General features: G+C 70.4%; 23 protein-coding genes. 14 read left to right on the forward strand and 9 right to left on the reverse strand.

Annotated elements, in window-relative coordinates; all coding sequences use genetic code 11:
• Positions 1-6: 6 nt before the first annotated feature.
• A complete protein-coding gene (locus tag AC07RV_RS08230; protein WP_093342316.1) occupies positions 7-231 on the reverse strand; it encodes a hypothetical protein in 225 nt (74 codons plus the stop codon).
• Between the two features lie 158 nt (positions 232-389).
• On the opposite strand from AC07RV_RS08230, the gene AC07RV_RS08235 reads away from it, so the two are divergent.
• Genes AC07RV_RS08235 through AC07RV_RS08250 form a run of 4 tightly spaced genes read left to right on the forward strand, consistent with a single transcriptional unit; the run spans position 390 to position 4,283 of the window.
• Positions 390-1,877, forward strand: coding sequence for a cobyric acid synthase (locus AC07RV_RS08235; protein ID WP_296776655.1), 1,488 nt, complete (start codon positions 390-392; stop codon positions 1,875-1,877).
• A complete protein-coding gene (gene cobT, locus AC07RV_RS08240) occupies positions 1,874-2,920 on the forward strand; it encodes a nicotinate-nucleotide--dimethylbenzimidazole phosphoribosyltransferase (protein WP_296776652.1) in 1,047 nt (348 codons plus the stop codon). The genes AC07RV_RS08235 and cobT overlap by 4 nt, the downstream gene beginning before the upstream one ends.
• Positions 2,921-2,925: 5 nt before the next feature.
• Positions 2,926-3,720, forward strand: a complete 795-nt coding sequence (locus tag AC07RV_RS08245; RefSeq protein ID WP_296776650.1) for an adenosylcobinamide-GDP ribazoletransferase — start codon at positions 2,926-2,928, stop codon at positions 3,718-3,720.
• Positions 3,717-4,283, forward strand: coding sequence for a histidine phosphatase family protein (locus AC07RV_RS08250; RefSeq protein ID WP_366928984.1), 567 nt, complete (start codon positions 3,717-3,719; stop codon positions 4,281-4,283). The genes AC07RV_RS08245 and AC07RV_RS08250 overlap by 4 nt, the downstream gene beginning before the upstream one ends.
• 7 nt (positions 4,284-4,290) lie before the next feature.
• Here the strand turns inward: AC07RV_RS08250 and nth are convergent, their stop codons facing one another.
• The gene (nth, locus tag AC07RV_RS08255; RefSeq protein WP_296776647.1) at positions 4,291-4,935 is read right to left on the reverse strand and encodes an endonuclease III; all 645 of its coding nucleotides are present in this window, start codon (positions 4,933-4,935) and stop codon (positions 4,291-4,293) included.
• 107 nt (positions 4,936-5,042) lie between these two features.
• Between nth and AC07RV_RS08260 the strand changes: the two genes are divergently transcribed.
• Positions 5,043-6,230, forward strand: coding sequence for an aminotransferase-like domain-containing protein (locus AC07RV_RS08260; RefSeq protein ID WP_208510862.1), 1,188 nt, complete (start codon positions 5,043-5,045; stop codon positions 6,228-6,230).
• Between the two features lie 9 nt (positions 6,231-6,239).
• On the opposite strand, the gene AC07RV_RS08265 is transcribed toward AC07RV_RS08260, so the two are convergent.
• Positions 6,240-6,467, reverse strand: coding sequence for a hypothetical protein (locus AC07RV_RS08265; protein WP_093342309.1), 228 nt, complete (start codon positions 6,465-6,467; stop codon positions 6,240-6,242).
• Between the two features lie 72 nt (positions 6,468-6,539).
• On the opposite strand from AC07RV_RS08265, the gene AC07RV_RS08270 reads away from it, so the two are divergent.
• Both AC07RV_RS08270 and AC07RV_RS08275 read left to right on the forward strand, forming a co-directional pair.
• Positions 6,540-6,857 carry a DUF6172 family protein gene (locus tag AC07RV_RS08270; RefSeq protein WP_296776644.1) on the forward strand — a complete coding sequence of 106 codons (318 nt, stop codon included), beginning with the start codon at positions 6,540-6,542 and terminating at the stop codon, positions 6,855-6,857.
• A 120-nt stretch (positions 6,858-6,977) separates the two neighbouring features.
• Entirely contained in the window at positions 6,978-8,072 is a 1,095-nt protein-coding gene (locus tag AC07RV_RS08275) for a class I SAM-dependent methyltransferase (protein WP_296776642.1), read from the forward strand.
• A gap of 1 nt (position 8,073) precedes the next feature.
• Here AC07RV_RS08275 and AC07RV_RS08280 read toward each other — a convergent pair whose 3' ends face one another.
• Positions 8,074-9,156 (reverse strand): Ldh family oxidoreductase, encoded by a 1,083-nt coding sequence (locus AC07RV_RS08280; RefSeq protein WP_296776639.1) that lies wholly within the window; start codon positions 9,154-9,156, stop codon positions 8,074-8,076.
• A 14-nt stretch (positions 9,157-9,170) separates the two neighbouring features.
• Positions 9,171-10,145, reverse strand: a complete 975-nt coding sequence (locus AC07RV_RS08285) for a tripartite tricarboxylate transporter substrate binding protein (RefSeq protein ID WP_296776637.1) — start codon at positions 10,143-10,145, stop codon at positions 9,171-9,173.
• 143 nt (positions 10,146-10,288) lie between these two features.
• Between AC07RV_RS08285 and AC07RV_RS08290 the strand changes: the two genes are divergently transcribed.
• The 7 genes from AC07RV_RS08290 to AC07RV_RS08320 all read left to right on the forward strand — a co-directional run bounded on the left by AC07RV_RS08290 (position 10,289) and on the right by AC07RV_RS08320 (position 17,652).
• Positions 10,289-11,071 (forward strand): enoyl-CoA hydratase/isomerase family protein, encoded by a 783-nt coding sequence (locus AC07RV_RS08290; RefSeq protein WP_208510867.1) that lies wholly within the window; start codon positions 10,289-10,291, stop codon positions 11,069-11,071.
• An 18-nt stretch (positions 11,072-11,089) separates the two neighbouring features.
• Entirely contained in the window at positions 11,090-12,184 is a 1,095-nt protein-coding gene (locus AC07RV_RS08295; RefSeq protein WP_296776631.1) for an acyl-CoA dehydrogenase family protein, read from the forward strand.
• A gap of 1 nt (position 12,185) precedes the next feature.
• Positions 12,186-13,379, forward strand: coding sequence for an acyl-CoA dehydrogenase family protein (locus AC07RV_RS08300; protein ID WP_296776628.1), 1,194 nt, complete (start codon positions 12,186-12,188; stop codon positions 13,377-13,379).
• Between the two features lie 20 nt (positions 13,380-13,399).
• Positions 13,400-14,617, forward strand: coding sequence for a CaiB/BaiF CoA transferase family protein (locus tag AC07RV_RS08305; RefSeq protein WP_296776625.1), 1,218 nt, complete (start codon positions 13,400-13,402; stop codon positions 14,615-14,617).
• A gap of 11 nt (positions 14,618-14,628) precedes the next feature.
• On the forward strand, positions 14,629-15,798 hold the full coding sequence (locus AC07RV_RS08310; RefSeq protein ID WP_296776622.1) for an acyl-CoA dehydrogenase family protein: 1,170 nt from the start codon (positions 14,629-14,631) through the stop codon (positions 15,796-15,798).
• Positions 15,799-15,823: 25 nt separating this feature from the next.
• On the forward strand, positions 15,824-16,813 hold the full coding sequence (locus AC07RV_RS08315; protein WP_296776620.1) for a Bug family tripartite tricarboxylate transporter substrate binding protein: 990 nt from the start codon (positions 15,824-15,826) through the stop codon (positions 16,811-16,813).
• Positions 16,814-16,881: 68 nt separating this feature from the next.
• Positions 16,882-17,652 carry an IclR family transcriptional regulator gene (locus tag AC07RV_RS08320; protein WP_057591639.1) on the forward strand — a complete coding sequence of 257 codons (771 nt, stop codon included), beginning with the start codon at positions 16,882-16,884 and terminating at the stop codon, positions 17,650-17,652.
• Between the two features lie 4 nt (positions 17,653-17,656).
• Here AC07RV_RS08320 and serB read toward each other — a convergent pair whose 3' ends face one another.
• From serB to mfd, 4 genes are read right to left on the reverse strand one after another with little or no spacing between them, the layout of a single operon-like run.
• Positions 17,657-18,370, reverse strand: a complete 714-nt coding sequence (gene serB, locus AC07RV_RS08325; RefSeq protein WP_296776618.1) for a phosphoserine phosphatase SerB — start codon at positions 18,368-18,370, stop codon at positions 17,657-17,659.
• A complete protein-coding gene (locus tag AC07RV_RS08330) occupies positions 18,371-18,769 on the reverse strand; it encodes a type II toxin-antitoxin system VapC family toxin (protein ID WP_296776615.1) in 399 nt (132 codons plus the stop codon).
• Positions 18,766-19,017, reverse strand: coding sequence for a CopG family transcriptional regulator (locus AC07RV_RS08335; RefSeq protein ID WP_143129128.1), 252 nt, complete (start codon positions 19,015-19,017; stop codon positions 18,766-18,768). Before AC07RV_RS08335 ends, AC07RV_RS08330 begins: the two co-directional genes overlap by 4 nt.
• A 49-nt stretch (positions 19,018-19,066) precedes the next feature.
• The gene (gene mfd / locus AC07RV_RS08340; RefSeq protein WP_296776609.1) at positions 19,067-22,552 is read right to left on the reverse strand and encodes a transcription-repair coupling factor; all 3,486 of its coding nucleotides are present in this window, start codon (positions 22,550-22,552) and stop codon (positions 19,067-19,069) included.
• Between the last annotated feature and the right edge of the window lie 114 nt (positions 22,553-22,666).

A 22,666-nucleotide genomic window follows, 5' to 3' on the forward strand; every position in this document is an offset into this window, starting at 1 on the left:
TGGCACTCAGGCGTCCGGATCGGACGGCCGCGCGGCGCTGATCTTCTGCAGCTCCGCCACGCCCATCACCAGCGCATTCGAGTAGCTGGCCTCGGCGCGCGCCGCGCGGCGGTAGACGCGGTAATCGAGCACGTCGGCCTCGCCGCTGTCCAGCGCCTCGAGCAGGACCCAGTGGAAGCGGTCCGGTTCGGGTTCTTCGACGGTGAGGGCCAGGTCGTTGAGGGCGGGCATGGGGCAGGGTCGCGGGGCGCTGTGACGGAGAAGCCGTGTATACGGAGGATTCGCCGAACCGGATGCAACCTGTGGGTTCACCAGGCCGGTTGCGTGACGGAAGCCGCATTCCGGCGTTGCGTTTCGGGCACCCGTGCGCCCTCAACGACAATCCCGCCATGAATTTCCAGGCAGCGGCGGCGCCGGCGAGCGCGCGAGAGCACACCGGCGGGGCGCGTTGCGTGATGGTGCTGGGCACGACCAGCGGAGCCGGCAAGAGCTGGATCGCGACCGCGCTGTGCCGCTGGTACGCGCGCCAGGGCCTCAAGGTGGCGCCCTACAAGGCGCAGAACATGAGCAACAACGCGCGCGTGGTCGAGGGCGGCGAAATCGGTAGTGCCCAGTACTTCCAGGCGCTCGCGGCCCGGGCGCGGCCCGAGGTGCGCATGAACCCGCTGCTGCTCAAGCCCGAGCGCGACACCCACAGCCAGGTGGTGCTGATGGGGCAGGTCGACGAGACCCTGTCGGCGCTGCCGTGGCGCGGGCGCAGCGAGCGCGTGTGGCCGCAGCTCGCGCGTGCGCTCGACGAACTGCGCGCCGAGAACGACGTGGTCGTGATCGAGGGTGCCGGCTCGCCGGCCGAGATCAACCTGATGGCCAGCGACATCGTCAACCTGCGCATCGCGCGGCATGCCCGGGCGCGCTGCCTGCTGGCCACCGACATCGACCGCGGCGGCGCCTTCGCCCATCTCTACGGCACCTGGGCGCTGCTGCCCGAGGCCGACCGCGCGCTGCTCGCGGGTTTCGTGCTCAACAAGTTCAGGGGCGATGCCTCGTTGCTCGCGCCCGCGCCCGAGCAGCTGCGCGAGATGACCGGCGTGCCCGTGGTCGCGACCCTGCCGATGTGGTGGCAGCACGGCCTGCCCGAGGAGGACGGCGTGTTCGACGACCGCAGCCGATCCTCGGGCGCGGTGACGCGCACCGTCGCCGTCATCGCCTATCCGCGCATCAGCAACCTCGACGAGTTCCAGCCGCTGAAGAACGTGCCCGGCGTGCGTCTGGTCTGGGCCCGCGCCCCGGCCGACGTGGCCGGCGCCGACTGGATCGTGCTGCCCGGCTCCAAGCACACCAGCGGCGACCTGGCCTGGCTGCGCGCGCAGGGGCTCGACCGCGCGGTGGCCGAGCATGCGGCGCGCGGCGGCGCGGTGCTCGGCGTCTGCGGCGGACTGCAGATGCTCGGCGAGGCGCTGGTCGATCCGCACGGCATCGACGGCAACGCGCCCGGGCTGGGCCTGCTGCCGCTGGTGACGGTGTTCGAGCGCGACAAGACCGTGCGCCGCCGCGAGGCCGCCTTCGGCACGCTGGCGGGCGCCTGGGCCGCGCTGTCGAACGTGGCGGTGGCCGGCTACGAGATCCACCACGGCCAGACCGCGGCCCATCCGCAGATGGCCGGCGACGGCGGCGCGGTGATGCCCGAGGGGCTGGCCTGGCAGAACGCGCGCGGCAACGTGCTCGGCCTCTATCTGCACGGACTGTTCGAGGACCCCGCGGCGCTGCAGGCGCTGTTCGGCGTCGCGGCGCCCACGCTCGACGCCACCTTCGACGGCCTGGCCGACTTCATCGACAACCACTTCGACGCCGGCGTGCTCGCCGGCCTGATCGCATGACCCACGACGACCTTCTTCCCGCGGTGCCCGACATCGCCGACGCCGCGCTCGCGGCCCGGCTGCAGGCCGCGCTCGACAACAAGACCAAGCCGCTGGGCGCGCTCGGCCGGCTCGAGGCGCTGGCGCTGCGCCTGGGCACGATCCTCGGCACCGAGTCGCCGACGCTCGAGGCGCCGCAGATGCTGGTCTGTGCGGCCGACCACGGGCTGGCGGCGCGCGGCGTCTCGGCCTATCCGAGCGACGTGACCTGGCAGATGGTCGAGAACTTCCTGGCCGGCGGCGCGGCCGTCAGCGTGCTCGCGCGCCAGCACGGCCTGGCGCTGACCGTGGCCGACTGCGGCGTGCGGCGCGACTTCCAGCCGCGGCCCGGCCTGGTGCAGCGGCGCATCGCGGCCGGCACCGCCGATGCCTCGGCTGGCCCGGCGATGAGCGCCGCGCAGTGCGCGCAGGCCATCGCCAACGGCCGCGAGATCGTGCGCGCGCTGCCGGGCAATGCGCTGCTGCTCGGCGAGATGGGCATCGGCAACAGCTCGGCCGCCGCGCTGCTGCTGGCGCGCCTGGCCGATATCGACATCGACCGCTGCACCGGCGCCGGCACCGGGCTCGACGCCGACGGACTGGCGCGCAAGCGCGCCGTGCTGCGCGAGGTGCTGGCACTGCATGCGGATGCCACCGCGCCGCTCGACGCGCTGGCCGCGCTCGGGGGCTTCGAGATCGCGACCCTGGTCGGCGCGGTGCTGCAGGCGGCCGAGGAACGGCGCGTGATCGTGCTCGATGGCTTCATCGCGAGCGCCGCCGTGCTGGTGGCGCAGGCGCTGCGCCCGCATGTGGCGCAGCGCTGCGTGGCGGCCCACGTCTCGGCCGAACCGGGCCATGCGCTGCTGCTCGAGCGGCTGCAGCTCGAGCCGCTGCTGAACCTGGGCCTGCGCCTGGGCGAGGGCTCGGGCGGCGCGCTGGCCTGGCCGCTGCTCGAATCGGCCTGCCGCATCGTGCGCGAGATGGCGAGCTTCGAATCGGCCGGCGTCTCGCGCAAGGACGCCTGAGATCGATGACCGGCCTGCGGCACTTCCTGCTCGCGCTGCAGTTCTTCACCCGCGTGCCGGTCACGGGCCGGCTCGCGGCCTGGGTCGGCTACAGCCCGCAGATGCTGCGCGCGAGCGCGGCGCACCTGCCGGGCATCGGCTGGCTGGCCGGCGGCGTGGCGGCGCTGGTGTTCGTGGGCGTGGCGATGGGCCTGCCAGGCCTGGCGGGCGCGTTCGCGGCGGCGGTGCTGAGCACGGTCGCGACCATGATGCTGACCGGCGCCTTCCACGAGGATGGGCTGGCCGACGTGGCCGACGGCCTGGGCGGTTCGGCCGACCGTGCGCGGGCGCTCGAGATCATGAAGGACTCGCGCATCGGTGCCTTCGGCGCGATCGCGCTGGTGCTGGCGCTGGGCCTCAAGTGCGCGCTGATCGCGGTGCTGGCTGGCGGCGGGTTGCACGCGGTGGCCGCGGCCATCGTCGGCGCTCATGTGCTGTCGCGGCTCGCGCCGCTCGCCTTGATCCGCTGGTTGCCCTATGTGGGCGACAGCGGCGCGAGCAAGGCCAAGCCGCTGGCCGATGCGATCAGCGGCGGCGCGCTCGCGATCGGCGTGCTGTGGACGCTGCCCGCGCTGGCGCTGCTCGCGCTGTCGCACGGCGCGGCCCATGCGCTGGCGGCGCTGCTCGCGGCGGCGTTGGCGGCGCTGTGGATGGCGCGGCTCTTCCGGCGCCGGCTGCAGGGCTTCACGGGAGACGGGCTCGGCGCCACGCAGCAGGTCTGCGAGATCGCGATCTACCTCGCATTGGCGTGGCGGGCATGAGCATGCGCAGGCTCTGGCTGCTGCGGCATGCGCCGGTGATCGCCGAGGCGGGCCTGTGCTACGGCGCGAGCGACCTCGAGGCCGAGGCCGAGGCCACGCACGCGGCCGCCGAGCGCATCGCGCGCGAACTGCCGCCGGGGCTCGCCGTGCTGTCGTCGCCGCTGCGGCGCTGCGCCGCGCTGGCCGGCGCGATCGCCGCGCTGCGGCCCGACCTCGCCGTGCAACACGATGCGCGCATCGCCGAGATGGATTTCGGCGCTTGGGAAGGGCAGTCCTGGTCGGCCATCGCGCGCGCCGAACTCGATGCCTGGACCGCCGACTTCGCCGACACCCGAGCCGGCGTGCATGGCGAGAGCGTGCGTGCCTTCATGGCGCGCGTGGCCGGCGCCTACGACGAATGGCGAGCCGGGCAGGGCGATGCGCTGTGGGTCGCGCATGCGGGTGTGCTGCGTGCCGTGTCGCTGCTGCACGCCGGTACGCGCTGTCCGCGCGATGCCACCGAGTGGCCGTCGACGCCGCTGCCCTTCGGCGGCTGGCAGGTGGTCGAGCTCCGGTCGGCCTGATGCAGGCTCAGCGCTTGGGCGCGGGCGTCTTCGGCTTGTAGTCGCAGTAGGTCGACACCGCGCAGTCCCAGCAGCGCGGCGTGCGCGCCACGCAGACATAACGCCCGTGCAGGATCAGCCAGTGGTGCGCATGCAGCCGGTATTCGAGCGGCACGCGTTTCTCGAGCTTGAGCTCGACCTCCAACGGGTTTTTGCCCGGCGCCAGCCCTGTGCGGTTGCCGAGGCGGAAGATGTGGGTGTCGACCGCGATCGTGGCTTCGCCGAAAGCCACGTTGAGCACCACGTTGGCGGTCTTGCGGCCCACGCCGGGCAGGGCCTCGAGCTCGGCGCGCGTGCGCGGCACCTCGCCGCCGTGCTGCTCGACCAGCATGCGGCAGGCCTCGATCAGGTGCTTGGCCTTGCTGCGGTACAGGCCGATGGTCTTGATGTAGCCCTCCAGGCCCTCGACGCCGAGGTCGAGGATCGCCTGCGGCGTGTTGGCCACGGGGAACAACTTGCGCGTCGCCTTGTTCACGCCCACGTCGGTGGCCTGCGCCGACAGCAGCACGGCGGCCAGCAGCTCGAAGGGCGTGTCGTATTCGAGTTCGGTCTCGGGCGTGGGGTTGGCGGCCTGCAGGACGGCGAAGAAGGGCGCGATGTTTTCTTTTTTCATGGGGCGACGGAAAGGCAGGCGCAATATATCGCTGAAACGGGAATGACCTACGCAACTTAATTTCCCGCGGCTTTCGCCACAATGGCGGCCAGAAAGTGAGACTGACCATGCAATTCGCCTCCCGCCTCGACAACGTCGAAACCTCCGCCATCCGCGAACTCTTCAAGCTGCTGGGCAAGCCCGGCATCATCAGCTTCGCGGGCGGCTTCCCCGACAGCGCGATGTTCGACGTCGAGGGCCTCAAGGAGGCGAGCCAGAAGGCACTCACCGAGGAGGCCGGCGGCGCGCTGCAGTACGGCGCCACCGAAGGCTATGAGCCGCTGCGCGCCCAGCTCAGCGCCTTCATGAAGACCAAGGGCGTCGAGGTCGACCCCAGCGGCCTGATCGTTACCACCGGCAGCCAGCAGGCGCTCGACCTGCTGGGCAAGACCATGATTTCGCCCGGCGACAAGGTGATCGTCGAGGGCCCGACCTTCCTCGCCACCATCCAGTGCTTCCGCCTCTACGGCGCACAGCTCATCAGCGCGCCGATCGACGCCAACGGCGTGAAGACCGACGAGCTCGAGAAGCTAATCGCCGAGCACAAGCCCAAGTTCGTCTACCTGATCCCCACCTTCGGCAATCCCAGCGGCGCGATGCTGAGCCTGGAGCGCCGCAAGAAGGTGCTCGAGCTGGCCGTCAAGTACCAGACGCTGATCGTCGAGGACGATCCCTATGGCGACCTGTACTTCGGCGAGGCGCCGCCCCCGTCGATCATGGCCCTGAGCAAGGACGTGCCCGGCAGCCGCGAGCTGCTGGCCCATTGCGGCAGCCTCAGCAAGGTGCTGAGCCCGGGCCTGCGCATCGGCTGGATGATCGCGCCGGCCGAACTGCTGGCCAAGGCCACCATGTGCAAGCAGTTCAGCGACGCCCACACCAGCACCTTCTCGCAAGCCACCGCGGCCCAGTACCTCAAGAGCGGTCGCATGCCGGCCACGCTGGCGCATGTGCGCGAGGTCTACGGCCAGCGCGCCAAGGCCATGGGCCAGGCGCTGCAGCGCGAACTCGGCGACGCGGTGAGCTTCACCCAGCCCAATGGCGGCCTGTTCTTCTGGGCCCGTCTCACGGGCGCCAACGGCAAGCTGGCCAACGCCAACGAACTCGCCAAGCGCGCGATCGAGAAGCTGGTTGCCTTCGTGCCCGGCGCGCCGTTCTATGCCGAGAACCCCGACGTGGCGACCCTGCGCCTGAGCTTCGCGACCGCCGACGTGGCGAAGATCGAAGAGGGCGTCAAGCGCCTCGGCCAGGCGCTGTAGAGCCGGCTGTCAGGGCGAGCGGTGCAGCCGGGGCGCCGCGAGCAGCGCCAGGTTGTCCGCAATGGCCGCATCCACGTTCGGATAGCGGCCTTTCATCTTCGAGAGCGTCATGATGGTCTGCAGCGCCTTCAGGTCCTTGACCGAGGGCGCGACCTTGATCTGCGCGATGGCCGCGGTGGGATTGCCGCCGTTGATCAATGCCATCACCTTGCTTGCCCAGTCGTTCGCGCGCGCCATGTCTTTCACCTGCTTTCCGTTGAGCCGCCGACTGTACACAGTGGCGCGGCGGGGCATTGGTTACCATCACCCATGAGAAAAACCTTCCAGCTTCAGGTCGAGGGCAAGCACCCCGACCGCCTCCTCGAAGCCATCAAGCACGAAATCCGCAAGTACATCAAGCGCGAGCGCGGCCATGCACTGCCAGCCGGCGCCGATTTCTGGGACTTCGATTGCCGCTTCGGCAGCACCGCCGACAACGCCGAGACCATCCACCTGTCGGCCATCACCGCCAGCATCGACCACGTGGTGGCCGAGGGCGGCAAGCAGTTCTACCTCGAGATCCTCGCGAAGCCGGCCACGCGCAAGGCGCGGCCTGCGGGCGAGGCCGCCCCGTCCGACGCTGAATAGTCCTACGGGTATCGAGCGCGCATGGAGGCAAGGCCCTCCTGGCGCCCGGTGGTAGAAAACCGGTTCGACGGGCGATGACCGGCATCGCCTTCCCCCTCCACGGTCGACACGGGGCATTGCATGATCAAGACGGCGGCGAAGTCATTCCTGGGAGCACTCGGCTACACCATGCAGCGAACGTCGACCGCGCAGGCGGCGCGCGCCGATATCGACGCCGGCCTGGCCGAGATCGGCGCGAAGACGCTGCGGATCGATCAGCTCGAAGCCACCCTTGCCGACGGCGCGATGCGGTTGGCATCGCTCGAGCGGGATCTCGCCCACGCCCACGGCGGCCTGGAATCCCTGGGCCTGCGGGCGCCGTTCACCTGTCCTGCGTGCGGCGGCCATGAGGCGCTCAAGATGTTCAAGCACTACCACGGCGACCTGGTCAAGTGCTCGGGCTGCAAGGCGCAACTGATGTGGCCGCTGCCGTCCAACGAGGAACTGGCGGCCATCTATGGCGCCCGAAACGCCTTCACCGACATCGGCGACGACGATGTGGCACGCTACCGGGCTGATCCGTCGGACAAGGCCAACCATGCCCGGCACATTGCCCGCATCCTCGAGCGATTCGGCCAGCCCGGCGATGCCACCGTGATCGAGGTCGGCTGCATGCACGGTCTGGTCATGCTGGAGCTCGGAAAGCTCGGGTACGACTGCATCGGCGTCGACCCCTCGCCCGAAGGGATCGCGTTTCTCAACGCCAATGGAGGGCGCGGCTATTGCGGCACCCTGTCCGATGCGGCCCTGTCCCTGCCGCGCGCGAACGCGGTGGTGAGCTTTCACGCACTCGAGCACATGCCCGATCCCTATGCGGCGCTGCGGCGCATCCATGACCTGCTGCTGCCGGGCGGCGTGCTCGACATCGCGGTGCCCTGCTGGGGTGGACTGGTCGCGCAGCGACGGCTCGACCGATGGAAGTGGTTCGCGCCGCCGTTCCATCTCCACTACTTCACCGAGGAGGCCTTGCTGCCCTTCCTCGCGTCGATCGGCTTCGAGGTGCGCGAGCTCACCGGCGTGACCGGGGAACACGAGGTCGACGAGCTGTCCGATGCCTTCGGCCTGAAGGAGGCATTGCCGCCCGCCGAACGGCTGGCGGCGATGGACCTGATGCGCAAGCTGCGGCTGGGCGAAGCCCTGGAGGTGACGGCCGTGCGCGTCACTCCCGCCGCCTAGGTCATCGGGCCAGCGCCTGCGCCAGCCGCAGGCCGTGCCGCTGCTCCACCTCCTGCAGCGAACGCGCGATCGACGGGTGCAGCCGCACCCCGTCCCTCGATTGCGCCTCCCGACGCTTCAACCCGCCTTCGCCCGGCAGCCGCACCGGCTTCGCCGGGTCGATGGGCGCATTGCCGCGGCAGCGTTCGGCGACCTCGTCCATTTGCCGCAGGAAGGCCGCCTTGCCGCCGAAGGCATGCAGGTCGTGCAGCGTGAGGTGCACGGTCGCGCCCCAGCCCTCGGGCGGGTCGGCGCGGCCGTGGCCCGCGAGGCCGCCGGTCAGCGCCTCGACCAGCAGCGCCATGCCGTAGCCCTTGTGGCCATGGCTCAGGCCGCCCACCGGCAGCAAGGTGCCGGGCGGGCTGTCGAACAGCACCTGCGGATCGTTCGAGGGCCGGCCCTGCGCATCGATCAGCCACTGCTCGGCGAAGGTCTCGCCGGCCGCGCGCTTGCGGTTGCTCATGCCGTTGGTGGTGATGGAGGCCGAGATGTCGACCATCACGCCGCCCTGCGAGAGCCCGAAGCCCAGCGCCAGCGGGTTGGGGGTGAACACGGCCTGCGTGCCGCCGAAGGGCGCGACGCTCGCGGTGTTGGGGTCGGAGCAGGCCAGCAGCATCAGCATGTCCTCCTGCAGCGCGCGCAGCATGTAGACGGCGAGGCAGGCGATGTGGTGGCTGCGGCGGATCACCAGCGAGGCGGTGCCGAGTTCGCGGGCGCGCGGGATCAGCAGGTCGAGGCCTTGCTCCATGAGCCAGGGGCCGGGCAGGCGCCGGCCGTCCCACAGCACGGCGGCGGGGCGGTCCGACAGCACCTCGGGCGCACCCTCGCGCGCCATGCCGCCCGCCTCGAGCTCCCTCGCATAGCCCGCGAGCAGCGCGAGGCCGTGGGTGTCGTGACCCAGCAGGTCGCCCTCGACCAGCGTGCGCGCCACGCTCGCGGCCATCGGCGCGGCGAGGCCGCACTTCTGCAGCAGGGCATCGGCATAGGCGACCAGCGCCGGCGCGTTGTAGAGGGGGGCTTCGGACGAGGGGACGGCTTGGTTCATGTCGCCATTCTGGGTCACTCGGGCTTGATGTTGGCGATGGCCGCGATCTTGCGGAAGCGTGCGATCTCCTCGAGGTGGAAGCGCTGCATCTTCTCGGGCGGGTAGGGCATGAGCTCGGCGCCCGACTTGCGCACGAAGGCGCGCGCGTCCTCGGTGGCCAGCGTCTTCTGCAGCGCCTCGGCGAGTTTCGCGGTGATGTCGTCGGGCGTCTGCGAGCGCACGTAGAACGACACCCAGCTGTACTGCACGTACTCGTTGAAGCCCTTCTCGCGGATCGTCGGCACGTTGGGCAGGTCGGGGTTGCGCGCTTCGCCCGAGACCGCGAGCGGGCGCAGTTTGCCGCCCTTGATCAGCGGCATCGCGCCGCCGAGGTCGACCAGCGCGAAGTCGAGCTGGTTGCCGATCACGTCGGTCATGATCGGCGCCTGCCCCTTGTAGGGCACGTTGGTGAAGTCGCCGCCGGCCACGTTGGCGAGCCAGGCGGCCGCGAGCTGGTAGCCCGCGGAGTAGGTGCCGACGGTGAGCGACTTGCTCTTGCTGGCGGCCAGCAGCGCCTCGATGCTCGCGAACGGCGAATCGTTCGAGACCACCACCACGTTCATGCCGCGCGTCAGGCCCGACACCGGCTTGTAGTCCTTCACCGAGTCGTAGCCCAGGTCCTTGATGGTCAGCGGGTTCACGGCCATCGGCGAGTTGCTCGCCAGCAGCAGCATGTAGCCGTCGGCCGGCGCGTTCTTCACCTGCTGCAGCGCGATGATGCCGTTGGCGCCGGGCTTGTTCTCGACCACCACCGCCTGGCCGAGCTGCGCGGCGAGCTGGTCGCCGAAGTAGCGCGCCGAATTGTCCGAGCCGCTGCCGGGCGTGAACGGCACCACGATCTTGATCGGCCGCGTCGGAAAGGCCGTGCCCTGCGCGAAGGCCGGTCCCGCCACCGCCGCGCCCGCCGTACCCGCCAATGCCAGCAACAGCCGGCGCCTGCTTGTCTCCATCTTTTTTGCTCCTGAGTTCGTGACTGAACCGGTCGTTCGCCGACCTGCCCGGGCTTCGGGCTGGCCAAATAATAATACATATGTGCTTTTAAAAAACATGTATCTGTTATATCGTTGAAAAAGAACAGCCAGACAGGAGTCCCATGAGCACAGCAGCGAATCCGTCCGACCTCTCGATCCACCGCGCCGGCCACACGGCCACGGTGGAGATGTGCCGGCCGCCCCACAACTTCTTCGACCTCGCGCTGATCTCGGCGCTGGCCGAGGCCTTCGAGTCGCTGCAGGCCGACCCGGCATGCCGCGCCATCGTGCTGGCGGCGCAAGGGCGCTCCTTCTGCGCGGGCGCCGATTTCTCGTCGCCCACGCCCGCGGCCGGCGAGCGGCGCGACCCGGGCGAGCTCTACCGGCAGGCGATCCGGCTGTTCGCGGTGACCAAGCCGGTGATCGCGGCGGTGCAGGGGCCGGCCGTGGGCGGCGGGCTGGGGCTCGCGCTGGTGGCCGATTTCCGCGTCGCCTGCGCCGAGGCGCGCTTCAGCGCCAACTTCGCGCGCCTGGGCTTCCATCCGGGCTTCGCGCTGAGCCACACGTTGCCGCGCCTGGTCGGCGCGCAGCAGGCCGCGCTGCTGCTCTACACCGGCCGCCGCATCGACGGCGCCGAGGCGTTGCGCATCGGCCTGGTCGACGAGCTGGCGCCGCAGGACCAGGTGCGCGAGCGCGCCCAGGCGCTGGCCGAGGAGATCGCGATCTCGGCGCCGATCGCGGTCGAGTCGACGCGCGCGAGCCTGCGCGCCGGGCTGGTCGAGGCGGTGCGTGCCGCGGTCGAGCGCGAGGCCGGTGAGCAGCGCCAGCACTTCCAGACCCAGGACTTCCGCGAGGGCGTGGCCGCGATGGCGCAGCGCCGCGATCCCGTCTTCGGACGCCATTGAGCCGCGCCGGAGCACGCCATGATCGATTTCGCACTCGATGAAGAACTCGCGCTGGTGGCCGAGACGGCCCAGCGTTTTTCCGACGAACAGTTGTTGCCCTCGCAGCGCGCCTTCGAGGCGCAGCGCGCGCTGCCCGAGGCCCTGCGGCGCGAGGCGGCCCAGATCGGTTTCGACCGCATCGACTGGCCGGAGTCCGCGGGCGGTGCCGGCCTCGGCGCGCTCGCGCGCGTGCTGGTGACCGAGCGGCTTGCGGCCGGCTGCCCCGGCGCGGCGCTGGCGCTACAGCCGATCGGCGCGGTCGCGCAGGCGCTGCTGGCCTTTGGCGGCGAGGCGGCATTGCAGCGCCATCTGCAGCCGCTGCTGGCGCGGCCCGATGCGCGCGCGGCGCTGGTGTTCGATGCGCGCGGCCAGTGGACGAGCGACGGCGATGCGCTGAGCGGCCACGGGGCCTGGCTGCCGACCGACCGCATCGACCTGCTCGCGGTGCTGAGCCGCGACGGGCTGCGCCTGGTCACGCAGGGCATCGTGCTCACCGAAGTGCCCGGTGCCGGCCTGCGTGCCGCGGGCGCGAGCGAGCTGCGCGTGGACCGCGCGCCGGTCGAGGCCGCGTGGACCGACCCCGCGGCCGCCGCGCTCGCGCTGGCCCATGCGCGCGTGCAGCTCGCGGCGCTGCTGGTCGGCCAGATGCATGCGGCGGCCGACTACTCGCGCCGCTACGCGCTCGAACGCGTCGCCTTCGGCAAGCCGATCGCGCACCACCAGGCGCTGGCCTTCCTGATCGTCGACATGCACAGCGCGGTGGATGCCGCGCGCCAGCTGCTGCACGAGGCCGCCTGGCGGCTCGATGCCGGCCGGCCCGCGCGCGAGGCCGCGGCCACGGCGCTGATCGAGGCGATCGAGAACGCGGTCTTCATCGGCGCCAACGCGGTGCAGATCCTCGGCGGCGCGGGCTTCATGCGCGATTACCCGGTGGAGAAGCAGCTGCGCGAACTGCGCGCGCTGGGTTTGCTGCTCGGCGGCGCCGATGCCGCGCGCGACGACGCGCTGCCGGCCGCGATCGCCGCGCCGATCGACTTTCTTGCCACCACCGACGCAACGACCCAGGGAGCCTGAGATGGATTTTTCGATCAGCGCGGACGACCAGTCCCGCCTGCAGACCCTGCGCCGCCTCGGGCGCGACGAGATGCGGCCCGCGGGCTGGCGCGCCGACCGCGCGGGCGCGCCGCTGCCGGTGGACGACCCCTTCTTCGTGCGCATGCTGGCCGAGGGCTTCGGCTGCACGCGCTGGCGCGCGGCCGACGCGGCACCCGACGGCGCGGATGCGCCCGCGCCCAACAAGGCCGGCTCGGCCGTGGCCCAGGTGCTGCTGGCCGAGGAGGGCGCCTACTGGGACCGCGGCATCGGCGTCGCGCTGCCGGGCCCGGGCCTGGGCGAACCGCCGATCCTCTCGATGGGCACGCCCGAGCAGAAGCAGCGCTTTCTCTCGCCCTTCGTGAATCCGCAGCGCCCGATCTGGGGTGCCTTCGCGATGACCGAGCCCTCGGGCGGCTCCGACGTGGCCAACATCAAGACCCGCGCGCGGCGCGACGGCGACCACTGGGTGCTCGACGGCGCCAAGTCCTTCTCGGGCAACTCGGGCCGCGCCGAATGGACCGTGGTGTTCGCCACCATCGATCCGGCGCTGGGCCGCGCGGGCCACCGCGCCTTCGTGGTCGAGCGCGGCACGCCGGGCTTCGGCGACTTCCGCATCGAGAAGAAGATGGGCCTGAAGGCCTACGAGTCGACCTCCTTCTTCCTCTCGGGCTGCCGCGTGCCGGCGGCCAACCTGCTCGGCGGCGAGGCCTACTACGAGCAGCGCTCGGGCGGCTTCAAGGGCGCGATGAACACCTTCAACGCGGGCCGCCCGGCCATCGCCGGCATGGCGGTGGGCATCGGCCGCGCCGCGCTCGACGAGGCCGCGGCCTTCATGCAGGCCCAGGGCCTGGCCTCCGACCTGCGGCTGCGCGACCGGCTCGAGCGTTCGCGCCGCAAGCTCAAGGCCGCGCTGCTGATGGCGCTGCGTGCCGCCTGGCTGGCCGACCGGCGCCAGCCCAACATGCTCGAGGCCTCGGCCTCGAAGGCGCTCGCGCCGCCGGCCGCCTTCGAGGCCACGAGCTTCGCGATGGAGGTGCTGGGCCTGGCAGGCGGCCGCGGCGACCACCTGATCGAGAAGCTGTTTCGCGACGTGAAGGCGCTCGACATCGTCGAGGGCACCGGCCAGATCCAGCGCGTGGTGATGGCGCGGCATCTCGTGGGCCTGCCCAACTGATTTCCTCTTCTTTCTTCTCTATGACCGATACGACTTCCAACGCGCCCTCGGGCCCCCTCAAGGGCATCCGCGTGCTCGACCTCACGGCCGTGGTGCTCGGCCCGCTGGCCACCCAGATGCTGGCCGACTACGGCGCCGACGTGATCAAGGTCGAGCCGCCCGAGGGCGACATGATGCGCGCCAACGGCATCTCGCAGCACCCGGGCATGAGCTCGATCTTCCTGGCCGTGAACCGCAACAAGCGCTCGCTCGCGGTCGACCTCAAGTCACCCGAGGGCGTGGCCGCGCTGCGCGCGCTGATCCCGCAGGTGGACGTGGTGGTGCACAACATGCGCGTGGCCGCGGTCGAGCGCCTCGGGCTCGGCTACGAGGCGGTGGCGAAGCTCAACCCCAAGGTGGTGTATTGCGCCGCCACCGGCTTCGGCCAGGACGGCCCGCACCGCGACAAGCCGGCCTTCGACGACATCATCCAGGCCGCCTGCGGCCTGGTGGGCGTGGGCTCGGTGGGACGCGAGCAGCCCGACTACACGCCCAGCCTGATCGCCGACAAGACCACCGGCCTCGCGGTCTGCAACGCGGTGCTGGCCGCGCTGCTGCACCGCGAGCGCAGCGGGCAGGGCCAGTACGTCGAGGTGCCGATGCTCGAGACCATGGCGGCCTTCGTGCTGGCCGAGCACATGGGCGGCATGACCTTCCAGGGCTCGGCGGTGAAGGCCGGCTATCCGCGGCTGCTCGAGGGCGGACGCAAGCCGGCGCGCACGCGCGACGGCTGGATCAGCATGCTGCCCTACACCGAGCGCCACTGGCAGGCCTTCTTCGTCGAGGTCGGCCGGCCCGAGCTGGCCGAGCGCTACAGCATCGCCAACCGGCAGGAGCGCAATGCGCAGGTGCGCGCGCTCTACGGCCACCTGCGCGAGCTGTCGCCGCTGAAGACCACGGCCGAGTGGATGGCGCTGTGCGAGAAGCTGGACATCCCGGCCACGCCGATCTATGCGCTCGACGACCTGCCCGCGCACCCGCACCTGAAGGCCGTGGGCCTGTTCGAGGACGCGCAGCATCCGACCGAAGGACCGATCCGCCAGCTGCGGCCCACGGCGCGCTTCTCGGCCACGCCGACCCGCGTGTACCGCCAGGCGCCCACCGTGGGGCAGCACACCAGCGAGATCCTGCGCGAGGCCGGCCTCGGCGAGGAAGCCATCGCGCGGCTCAAAGCCAACCGCGCGGTGGCCGGCGAGTGAGGGGCGGGGGCATGAACTTCGAACTCGATGACGAGCACCGCATGCTCAAGGACCTGGTCGCGCGCTTCGTGCGCGACGAGCTGCTGCCGCTGGAGCCGGCGGTGCTGAAACGCGAAGCCGAGGGCGGGCAGCTGATGCTGATGCCCGAGGAGCACGAGCGGCTCGATGCGCTCTCGCGCGAGCTCGGCCTCTGGGGGCTCGATGCGCCGGCCGAACTCGGCGGCTCCGACCTGCCGGTGACGGCCATGGTGGGCGTCAACGAGGAACTCGGCAAAACCATCGTGCCCTACGACCTGCCGCCCGATTCGCCGAACCTGCGCATGCTGCTGAAGACGGCCGACGCGGCGCAGACCGAGCGCTACCTCGCGCCCTATGCGCGCGGCGAGACGGTCTCGGCGATCGCGATCTCCGAACCCGGCGCGGGCGCCGATCCGTCGGCGATGGGCACGCGCGCCGAGCGCGACGCGCAGGGCAACTGGGTGCTCAACGGCCGCAAGATCTGGATCAGCCGCGCCGCGCGCGCCGACTGGACCATCGTGATGGCCGTGACCGACAAGGCGCTCGGCCCGCGCGGCGGCATCTCGGCCTTCATCGTCGACAAGGACACGCCGGGCTTCATCGTCGAGCGCCGCATCCCGATGCTCGGCGGCGTGTCGACCTACGAGGTGGGGCTGCAGGACTGCCGCGTCGGCGCCGGCCAGCTGCTGGGCCAGGAAGGGCAGGGCTTCGCGCCGATGCAGGCGCGGCTGTCGAGCCGGCGCGTGCAGATGGCGGCCTGGTGCATCGGCCGCGCCCAGCGCGCGCTCGACATGGTCTGCGAGTACGCGCCGATGCGAAAGACCTTCGGCGCGCTGCTGTCCGACCGCCAGAGCGTGCAATGGGGCGTGGCCGATGCCGCCACCCGCATCCACGCCTGCCGCCTCATGACCTACGAGGCCGCCGCGCGCATCGACCGCGGCGAGGAGGCGCGCTCGCAGGTCTCGATGATCAAGGTCTACGCCACCGAGATGGCCTGGGACGTGATCGACATGGCGATGCAGGTCTTCGGCGCCATGGGCATGACCAAGGAAATGCCGCTGCAGCAGATGGCCAACGAGACCCGGCTGATGCGCATCTACGAAGGACCCAGCGAGGTGCACCGCTGGGTGGTGGCGCGCGAGCTCTTGGGCTCGCGGCGCTGAAGACAGGAAACCAGGAGACGATCCCATGAGTGATTTCTCTCGCGACCGCCGCCGGCTGCTGCTCGGCACCGGCGCGGCGCTGGCCGGTGCCGCGAGCTTGCCCGGCCGCGCGCAGGCGCAGGCCTTTCCTTCGCACGCGATGCGCTTCATCGTGCCATTCCCGCCCGGCAGCGGCACCGACATCACGGCGCGCCTGTTCGCCAAGAGCATCGGCGACCTCTCGGGCCAGGCGGTGACGGTGGAGAACAAGCCCGGCGGCAACGGTTTCATCGGCGTGCAGACGGCGCTGAATCCGCCGCACGACGGCCACACGGTGTTCATCGGCAGCAACTCGACGCTGACCACCAACGCCGCCACCTTCCGCAAGCTGCCCTACGACCCGATCGCCGACTTCGCGCCGATCACGCTGCTGTCGCGCGGCGCCTGCCTGGTCATCGTGCCGGCCGCCTCGGCCCACCGTTCGCTGGCCGACCTCGTGGCCGATGCGCGCAAGCGGCCGGGCAAGCTCAACTACGCGAGCGGCTCCATGTCGTACACGCTCTACTCCGAGTGGTTCAACGAAATGGCGAAGATCAAGACCGCCGGCATCAACTACAAGGGCGCGGGCGAGGCCGTCAACGCGGTGCTCACGGGCGAGGTCGATTTCGCGGTGGTCGATGCCACCGGCGCCAACGAGCTCGCGCGCTCGGGCCGCGTGCGGCCGCTGGCCTTCACCGCGCCCAAGCGCTCGATCGTGCTGCCCGAGGTGCCCACCGTCGGCGAGGCCGGCTATCCCGACTACCTCGCGTTCAACTGGGTTGCCGCCGCCGTGAGTTCGAAGGCGCCGCCGGCCGCGCTCGAGCAGCTCGGCGCGCTGTTCGCCAAGGCCGCGCAGACACCCGAGATCCAGGCCTACTACCGCAAGCAGGGCACCGAACTGATCATGTCCTCGGCGCCCGAACTGCGCCGCTACCAGGCCGAGGAGATCGAGCGCTGGAAGCGGCTGATGGGCATCACCGGCATCGAGTTGCAGTAGCATCGCGCGCGGTCCGGCCCGGGCGGTCGAGCGCGCAACATGCCGGCTGGGACCGCGGAGAACATGAAGTGGAGCAATCGGTCATCAAGACGGCGGGGCGGGTGTTTCAGGTGCTCGAGTACCTGCGGGAGGTGCGGCGGCCGGTGACGGTGCGCGAGATCTCCGAGCGGCTCGGCTACCCGCTGTCGAGCGCGCAGGTGCTGCTCAAGAGCGTCGCCACGCTGGGCTACCTGCGCTACGACTCCTCGCTGCGCGCCTACCTCGCCACGCCGCGCCTGGCCTCGATCGGCGACTGGGTGATGGACTCGATGTTCCAGGGCGGGCAGCTGCTCACCGTGCTCGGCGACATCGCGCGCGAGACCGGCTTCACCGCCATCCTCGCGGTCGAGAACGACATCTACGCGCAGTACGTGCACGTGATCTTCGGCAGCCGCGCGATCCAGTTCAACGTGCAGCCCGGCACGCGCCGGCTGCTGTGCATGTCGGGCACCGGCTGGGCGCTGCTCGCGGCCAGCAGCGACGACCACGTGGCGCGCACCATCCATCGCAGCAATGCGCGCCTCAAGCCCGGCGGGCAGGACGTCGATGCCGACTACGTGAAGGCGCGCGTGCAGGAGACGCGCGAGCGCGGCTATGCGTTCTCGCGCGGCGTGGTCACCGAGGGCATCGGCATCATCGCGCTGGGCTCGGCTTCGAGCGCCTCGGGCGCGCGTTTCGCGGTCGGCGTGGGCGGCCTGGTGGAGCAGCTCGAGCGCGCGGCCGACACCGTGGTGCCGTCGATGCGCGAGCGGCTGCTGGGCACCGCGGCCAGGTCGCCGGCGGCCGGCAGCCCGGCCTGACCGGTCAGGGCCGGACGACCTCGAGCAGGCGGTCGAGCCCGCCTTCGTTGATCGCCACCATCGCCTGCTCGCGCACCTTGGGCTTGGCGTGGTAGGCCACCGACAGCCCGGCCTCGCCCATCATCGGCAGGTCGTTGGCGCCGTCGCCCACCGCGATGCATTCCTGCGCCGAGATGCCCATCAGCGAAGCCACCTCAAGCAGGGTGCGGCGCTTCTCGGCGCCGTCGCAGATATCGCCCCAGCTCTGCATCGCGACCTGGCCCGTGAGCTGGCCGTCGGCCTCGTCGAGCAGGTTCGAGCGCGCGAAGTCGATGCCCAGGCGTTCCTTCACGCGGTTGGCGAAGAAGGTGAAGCCGCCCGAGACCAGCAGCACCTTGAGGCCCGCCGCCTTGCAGGCCGCCACCAGTTCGGACGCGCCGGGGTTGAGCCTGAGCCGCTCGTCGTAGACCTGCTGCAGCGCGCCGACCGGCACGCCTTTCAGCAGCGCGACGCGGCGACGCAGGCTTTCCTTGAAGTCCTTGATCTCGCCGCGCATCGTGGCCTCGGTGATCGCGGCCACCTCGGTCTTCTTGCCGACCGCGTCGGCGATCTCGTCGATGCACTCGATGCTGATCAGCGTCGAGTCCATGTCGAAGGCGATGAGCTTGAAGTCAGCGAGTTGAAGCGGCGGCGTGAAGCGCTGGAGGACGAGGCCGGGGGAGGAGGGGGCAAGGGTCATTCAGTGATACCAGTTCTCGACGCGCAGGCCGGGCACGCGCGAGAACTCGCTGACGTTGCGGCTGACGACGATCAGGTTGTGCGCCATCGCGATGCCCGCGATGAGCAGGTCATAGGGGCCGATCGGCGTACCGGCCTGTTGCAGGTGGGCCTTGATCTGTCCGGCCGATTCCGCGCTCGCGCTGTCCAGCGGCAGGACGCGCAGGCGCTGCACCAGCTCGTCGAGCAGCGCTCGCTGCGGGCCCGGGTTGGCGGATTTGGCGAAACCGAACTCGAGTTCGAACAGATTGATGGCGCACAGATTCATGTCCGCATCGGGCGTGCCATTCATGCGCACGCGCACACCGCCCGTGCCGCGAAAGGCGTAGATGAGGGTGTTGGTGTCCAGCAGGTACTTCACAAGGACTCGCGCGGCGTATCGGGAGGCAGGTCCTTGTGCATGTCCTCGGTCAGGGGGAATTCGTCCCAGGCGGCTTTCTGCTTGTCGGCTTCGGCAAAGAAGCTCTGCCAACCGGTCTTCTTGCCGCGCTGCCCTTCACGCGCCACCAGCAGGGCGAACCAGCGGCTCAAGGGCAGGTTCGCCGCCGCCGCTGCCGCGCGCGCTGTTTTCTCGGACTCTTCGTCCAGGTAGATCGTGATTTGGGACATGGCGGATCTCCCGAAAAATTACATCGGCAATTATATAAGTGGCTGGCACTTATACGACGGCCGTGGGGCTTTCCTTGACCAGCGGCTGCCCCAGGCTGCGCAACACATCGCGCACCATCTGCGCCCGCTCCTTCGGCTCCTTGAGCTCGCGCTCGATGCGCAGCTTCTCGTTGCCGGCCAGCTTGATGTGCTTGTTCTTCTGGATCAGGTGGATGATCGCCATCGAATCGACCGGCGGATCCTTCTTGAAGGTGATGTTGATGACGCCCGGTGCCGCATCGACCTTGACCACGCCGTAGGGCCGCGCGAGCACGCGCAGGCGGTGGGTGTCGATCAGGGTCTGGGCCTGCGGCGGCAGCTTGCCGAAGCGGTCGACGATCTCCTCCAGCAGGGTGTCGATCTGGTCGGGGTTCTTCGCGGTGGCGAGCTTCTTGTAGAACGACAGCCGCAGGTGGACGTCGCCGCAGTAGTCGTCGGGCAGCAGGGCGGGCGCGTGCAGGTTGATCTCGGTCGTGACCGACAGCGGCGACAGCAGGTCGGGCTCCTGCCCGGCCTTGAGCGAGCGCACGGCCTCGCTGAGCATCTCGTTGTAGAGCTGGAAGCCGATCTCCATCATGTTGCCGCTCTGGTTCTCGCCGAGCACCTCGCCGGTGCCGCGGATCTCGAGGTCGTGCATCGCGAGGTAGAAGCCCGAGCCCAGCTCCTCCATCTGCTGGATCGCGTCGAGCCGCTGCGCAGCCTGCTTGGTCAGGCCCTCGGTGTCGGGCACCATGAGGTAGGCATAGGCCTGGTGGTGCGAACGGCCGACGCGGCCGCGCAGCTGGTGCAGCTGCGCCAGGCCGAACTTGTCGGCGCGGCTCATCACAATGGTGTTCGCGGTCGGCACGTCGATGCCGGTCTCGATGATGGTCGAGCACAGCAGCAGGTTGTAGCGCTGGGCCACGAAGTCGCGCATCACGCGCTCGAGCTCGCGCTCGGGCATCTGGCCGTGGGCCACGGCGATGCGCGCCTCGGGCAGGATCTCCTCGAGCTTCTGGCGCCGGTTCTCGATGGTCTCGACCTCGTTGTGCAGGAAGTAGACCTGGCCGCCTCGCTTGAGCTCGCGCAGCACGGCCTCGCGGATCACGCCGGTGCCCTCGTTGCGAACGAAGGTCTTGATCGCGAGCCGGCGCTGTGGCGCGGTGGCGATCACGCTGAGGTCGCGCAGGCCCTCGAGCGCCATGCCCAGCGTGCGCGGGATCGGCGTGGCGGTGAGCGTGAGCACGTCGACCTCGGCGCGCAGCGCCTTCATGGCCTCCTTGTGGCGCACGCCGAAGCGGTGCTCCTCGTCGATGATCAGCAGCCCCAGGTTCTTGAACTTGACCGATTCCGAGAGCAGCTTGTGGGTGCCGACCACGATGTCGACCGTGCCCTCGGCCAGGCCCTTGGCGGCGGTCGTGATTTCCTTGGTCGAACGGAAGCGGCTCATCTCGGCCACCTTCACCGGCCATTTGGCGAAGCGGTCGACCAGGGTCTGGTAGTGCTGCTCGGCCAGCAGCGTGGTGGGCGCGAGGAAGGCCACCTGCTTGCCGCCGGTGACCGCGATGAAGGCGGCGCGCAGCGCGACCTCGGTCTTGCCGAAACCGACGTCCCCGCAGACCAGGCGGTCCATCGGCTGCGGCGAGATCATGTCCTGCACCACGGCATGGATCGCGGCCTTCTGGTCGGCGGTTTCCTGGAAGCCGAAGTCGTTGGCGAACACCTCGTAGTCGGCCGGCGAGTAGCGGAACGCATGGCCCTCGCGCGCGGCGCGGCGCGCGTAGATGTTGAGCAACTCGGCGGCCGAGTCGCGCACCTGCTCGGCGGCCTTGCGCTTGGCCTTGTCCCACTGGCCCGAACCGAGCTTGTGCAGCGGCGCCTCGTCGGCGCTGACGCCGGTGTAGCGGCTCACCAGGTGCAGCTGGCTCACGGGCACGTAGAGGGTGGCCTTGTCGGCGTACTCCAGGTGCAGCATCTCCTGCAGCAGCGGCTTGCCCTCGGCATCGCTGCCCTGGCCCAGGTCCATGTGGATCAGGCCGCGGTACCGGCCGATGCCGTGCGCGGAGTGCACCACCGGGTCGCCCACGTTGAGCTCGGACAGGTCCTTGATCAGTGCCTCGACGTCGCTGACCTGTTCCTGCTTCTTGTTGCGGCGCCGGCCGGTGCTGCCGGTGGCGAACAGCTCGGTCTCGGTGACGAAGTCGATGCCCTTTTCGCGCCAGGCGAAGCCGGCCGCCAGCGCGGCGGTGGCGATGCCGACCTTCTCGTCGGCCGCGGCCTCGAACTCGGCCAGCGAGTCGAAGGCCGGCGGGCTCACGCCGCTGGCGCGCAGGAAGTCGAGCAGGCTCTCGCGCCGCCCGTCGCTCTCCGCGATCATCAGCACGCGGTGCGGTGTGGCGGCGATGTGGGCCTTGAGCCGCACCAGCGGATCGTCGGCACCGCGCACCACCGAGAAGGCGGGCAGGGTGTCGAACTCGGCGAAGGGCGCGGCGTCGGCGGTCGAGCGGATCGACAGCTGCGCATGCGGCTTCACGCGCTGGTAGAACTGCTCGGCATTGAGGAACAGCGCCTCGGGCGGCAGCGCCGGGCGCTCGGGATCGCCGCGCACCAGGCGGTAGCGCTCGCCGGTGTCCTGCCAGAAGTGCTGGAACGCGGGCTCGAGCTCGCCATGCAGCACCACGGTGGTGTCGGGGCCCAGGTAGTCGAACACGGTCGCCGTCTCGTCGAAGAACAGCGGCAGGTAGTACTCGATGCCGGCGGTGGCCACGCCGTTGCCCATGTCCTTGTAGATGCGGCTCTTGGTCGGGTCGCCCTCGAGCAGCTCGCGCCAGCGGCCGCGAAAGCGCGCGCGCGCGTCGTCGTCCATCGGGAACTCGCGGCCCGGCAGCAGCCGCACCTCGGGCACCGGGTAGAGGCTGCGCTGGGTGTCGGGGTCGAAGGTGCGGATCGAATCGATCTCGTCGTCGAACAGGTCGACCCGGTAGGGCACCGGCGAGCCCATCGGGAACAGGTCGATCAGGCCGCCGCGCACCGCGTACTCGCCCGGGCTCACCACCTGCGTGACGTGGGTGTAGCCGGCCAGCGTGAGCTGCGCCTTGAGCTTGGCGTCCTGCAGCTTCTGCTTGGTCTTGAAATGGAAGGTGTAGCCCGCGAGGAAGGACGGCGGCGCGAGCCGGTAGAGCGCGGTGGTGGCGGGCACCAGCACCACGTCGGCTTCCTTCTGGCTGATGCGCCACAGCGTGGCCAGGCGCTCGCTGATCAGGTCCTGGTGCGGCGAGAAGCTGTCGTAGGGCAGCGTCTCCCAGTCGGGAAACAGGGCGCAGCGCAGCTCGGGCGCGAAGAAGGCGATCTCGTCGATCAGGCGCTGGGCGTCGTTGGCATCGGCCGTGAACATGGCCGTGGCGCGACCCGCGGACTTTTCGCGCCGCGCGAGCTGGGCCAGCAGCAGCGCATCGGCCGACAGCGGGGGGCGCGGCAGCGTGAAGCGCTTGCCCGCCGTGAGATGGGGGAGGTCCATAAAGGCTTGCTGGAAATGCACAACACCCCGCGCCGACTGGCGAGGGGTGTGCAATGGGGTCGATTCTAGAATGGCGGCCCTTCTTCTGCTTGTCGGCGCACTGGCCGACCGTCT

It is taken from the genome of Variovorax sp. GW821-FHT09B01, from assembly GCF_059418345.1.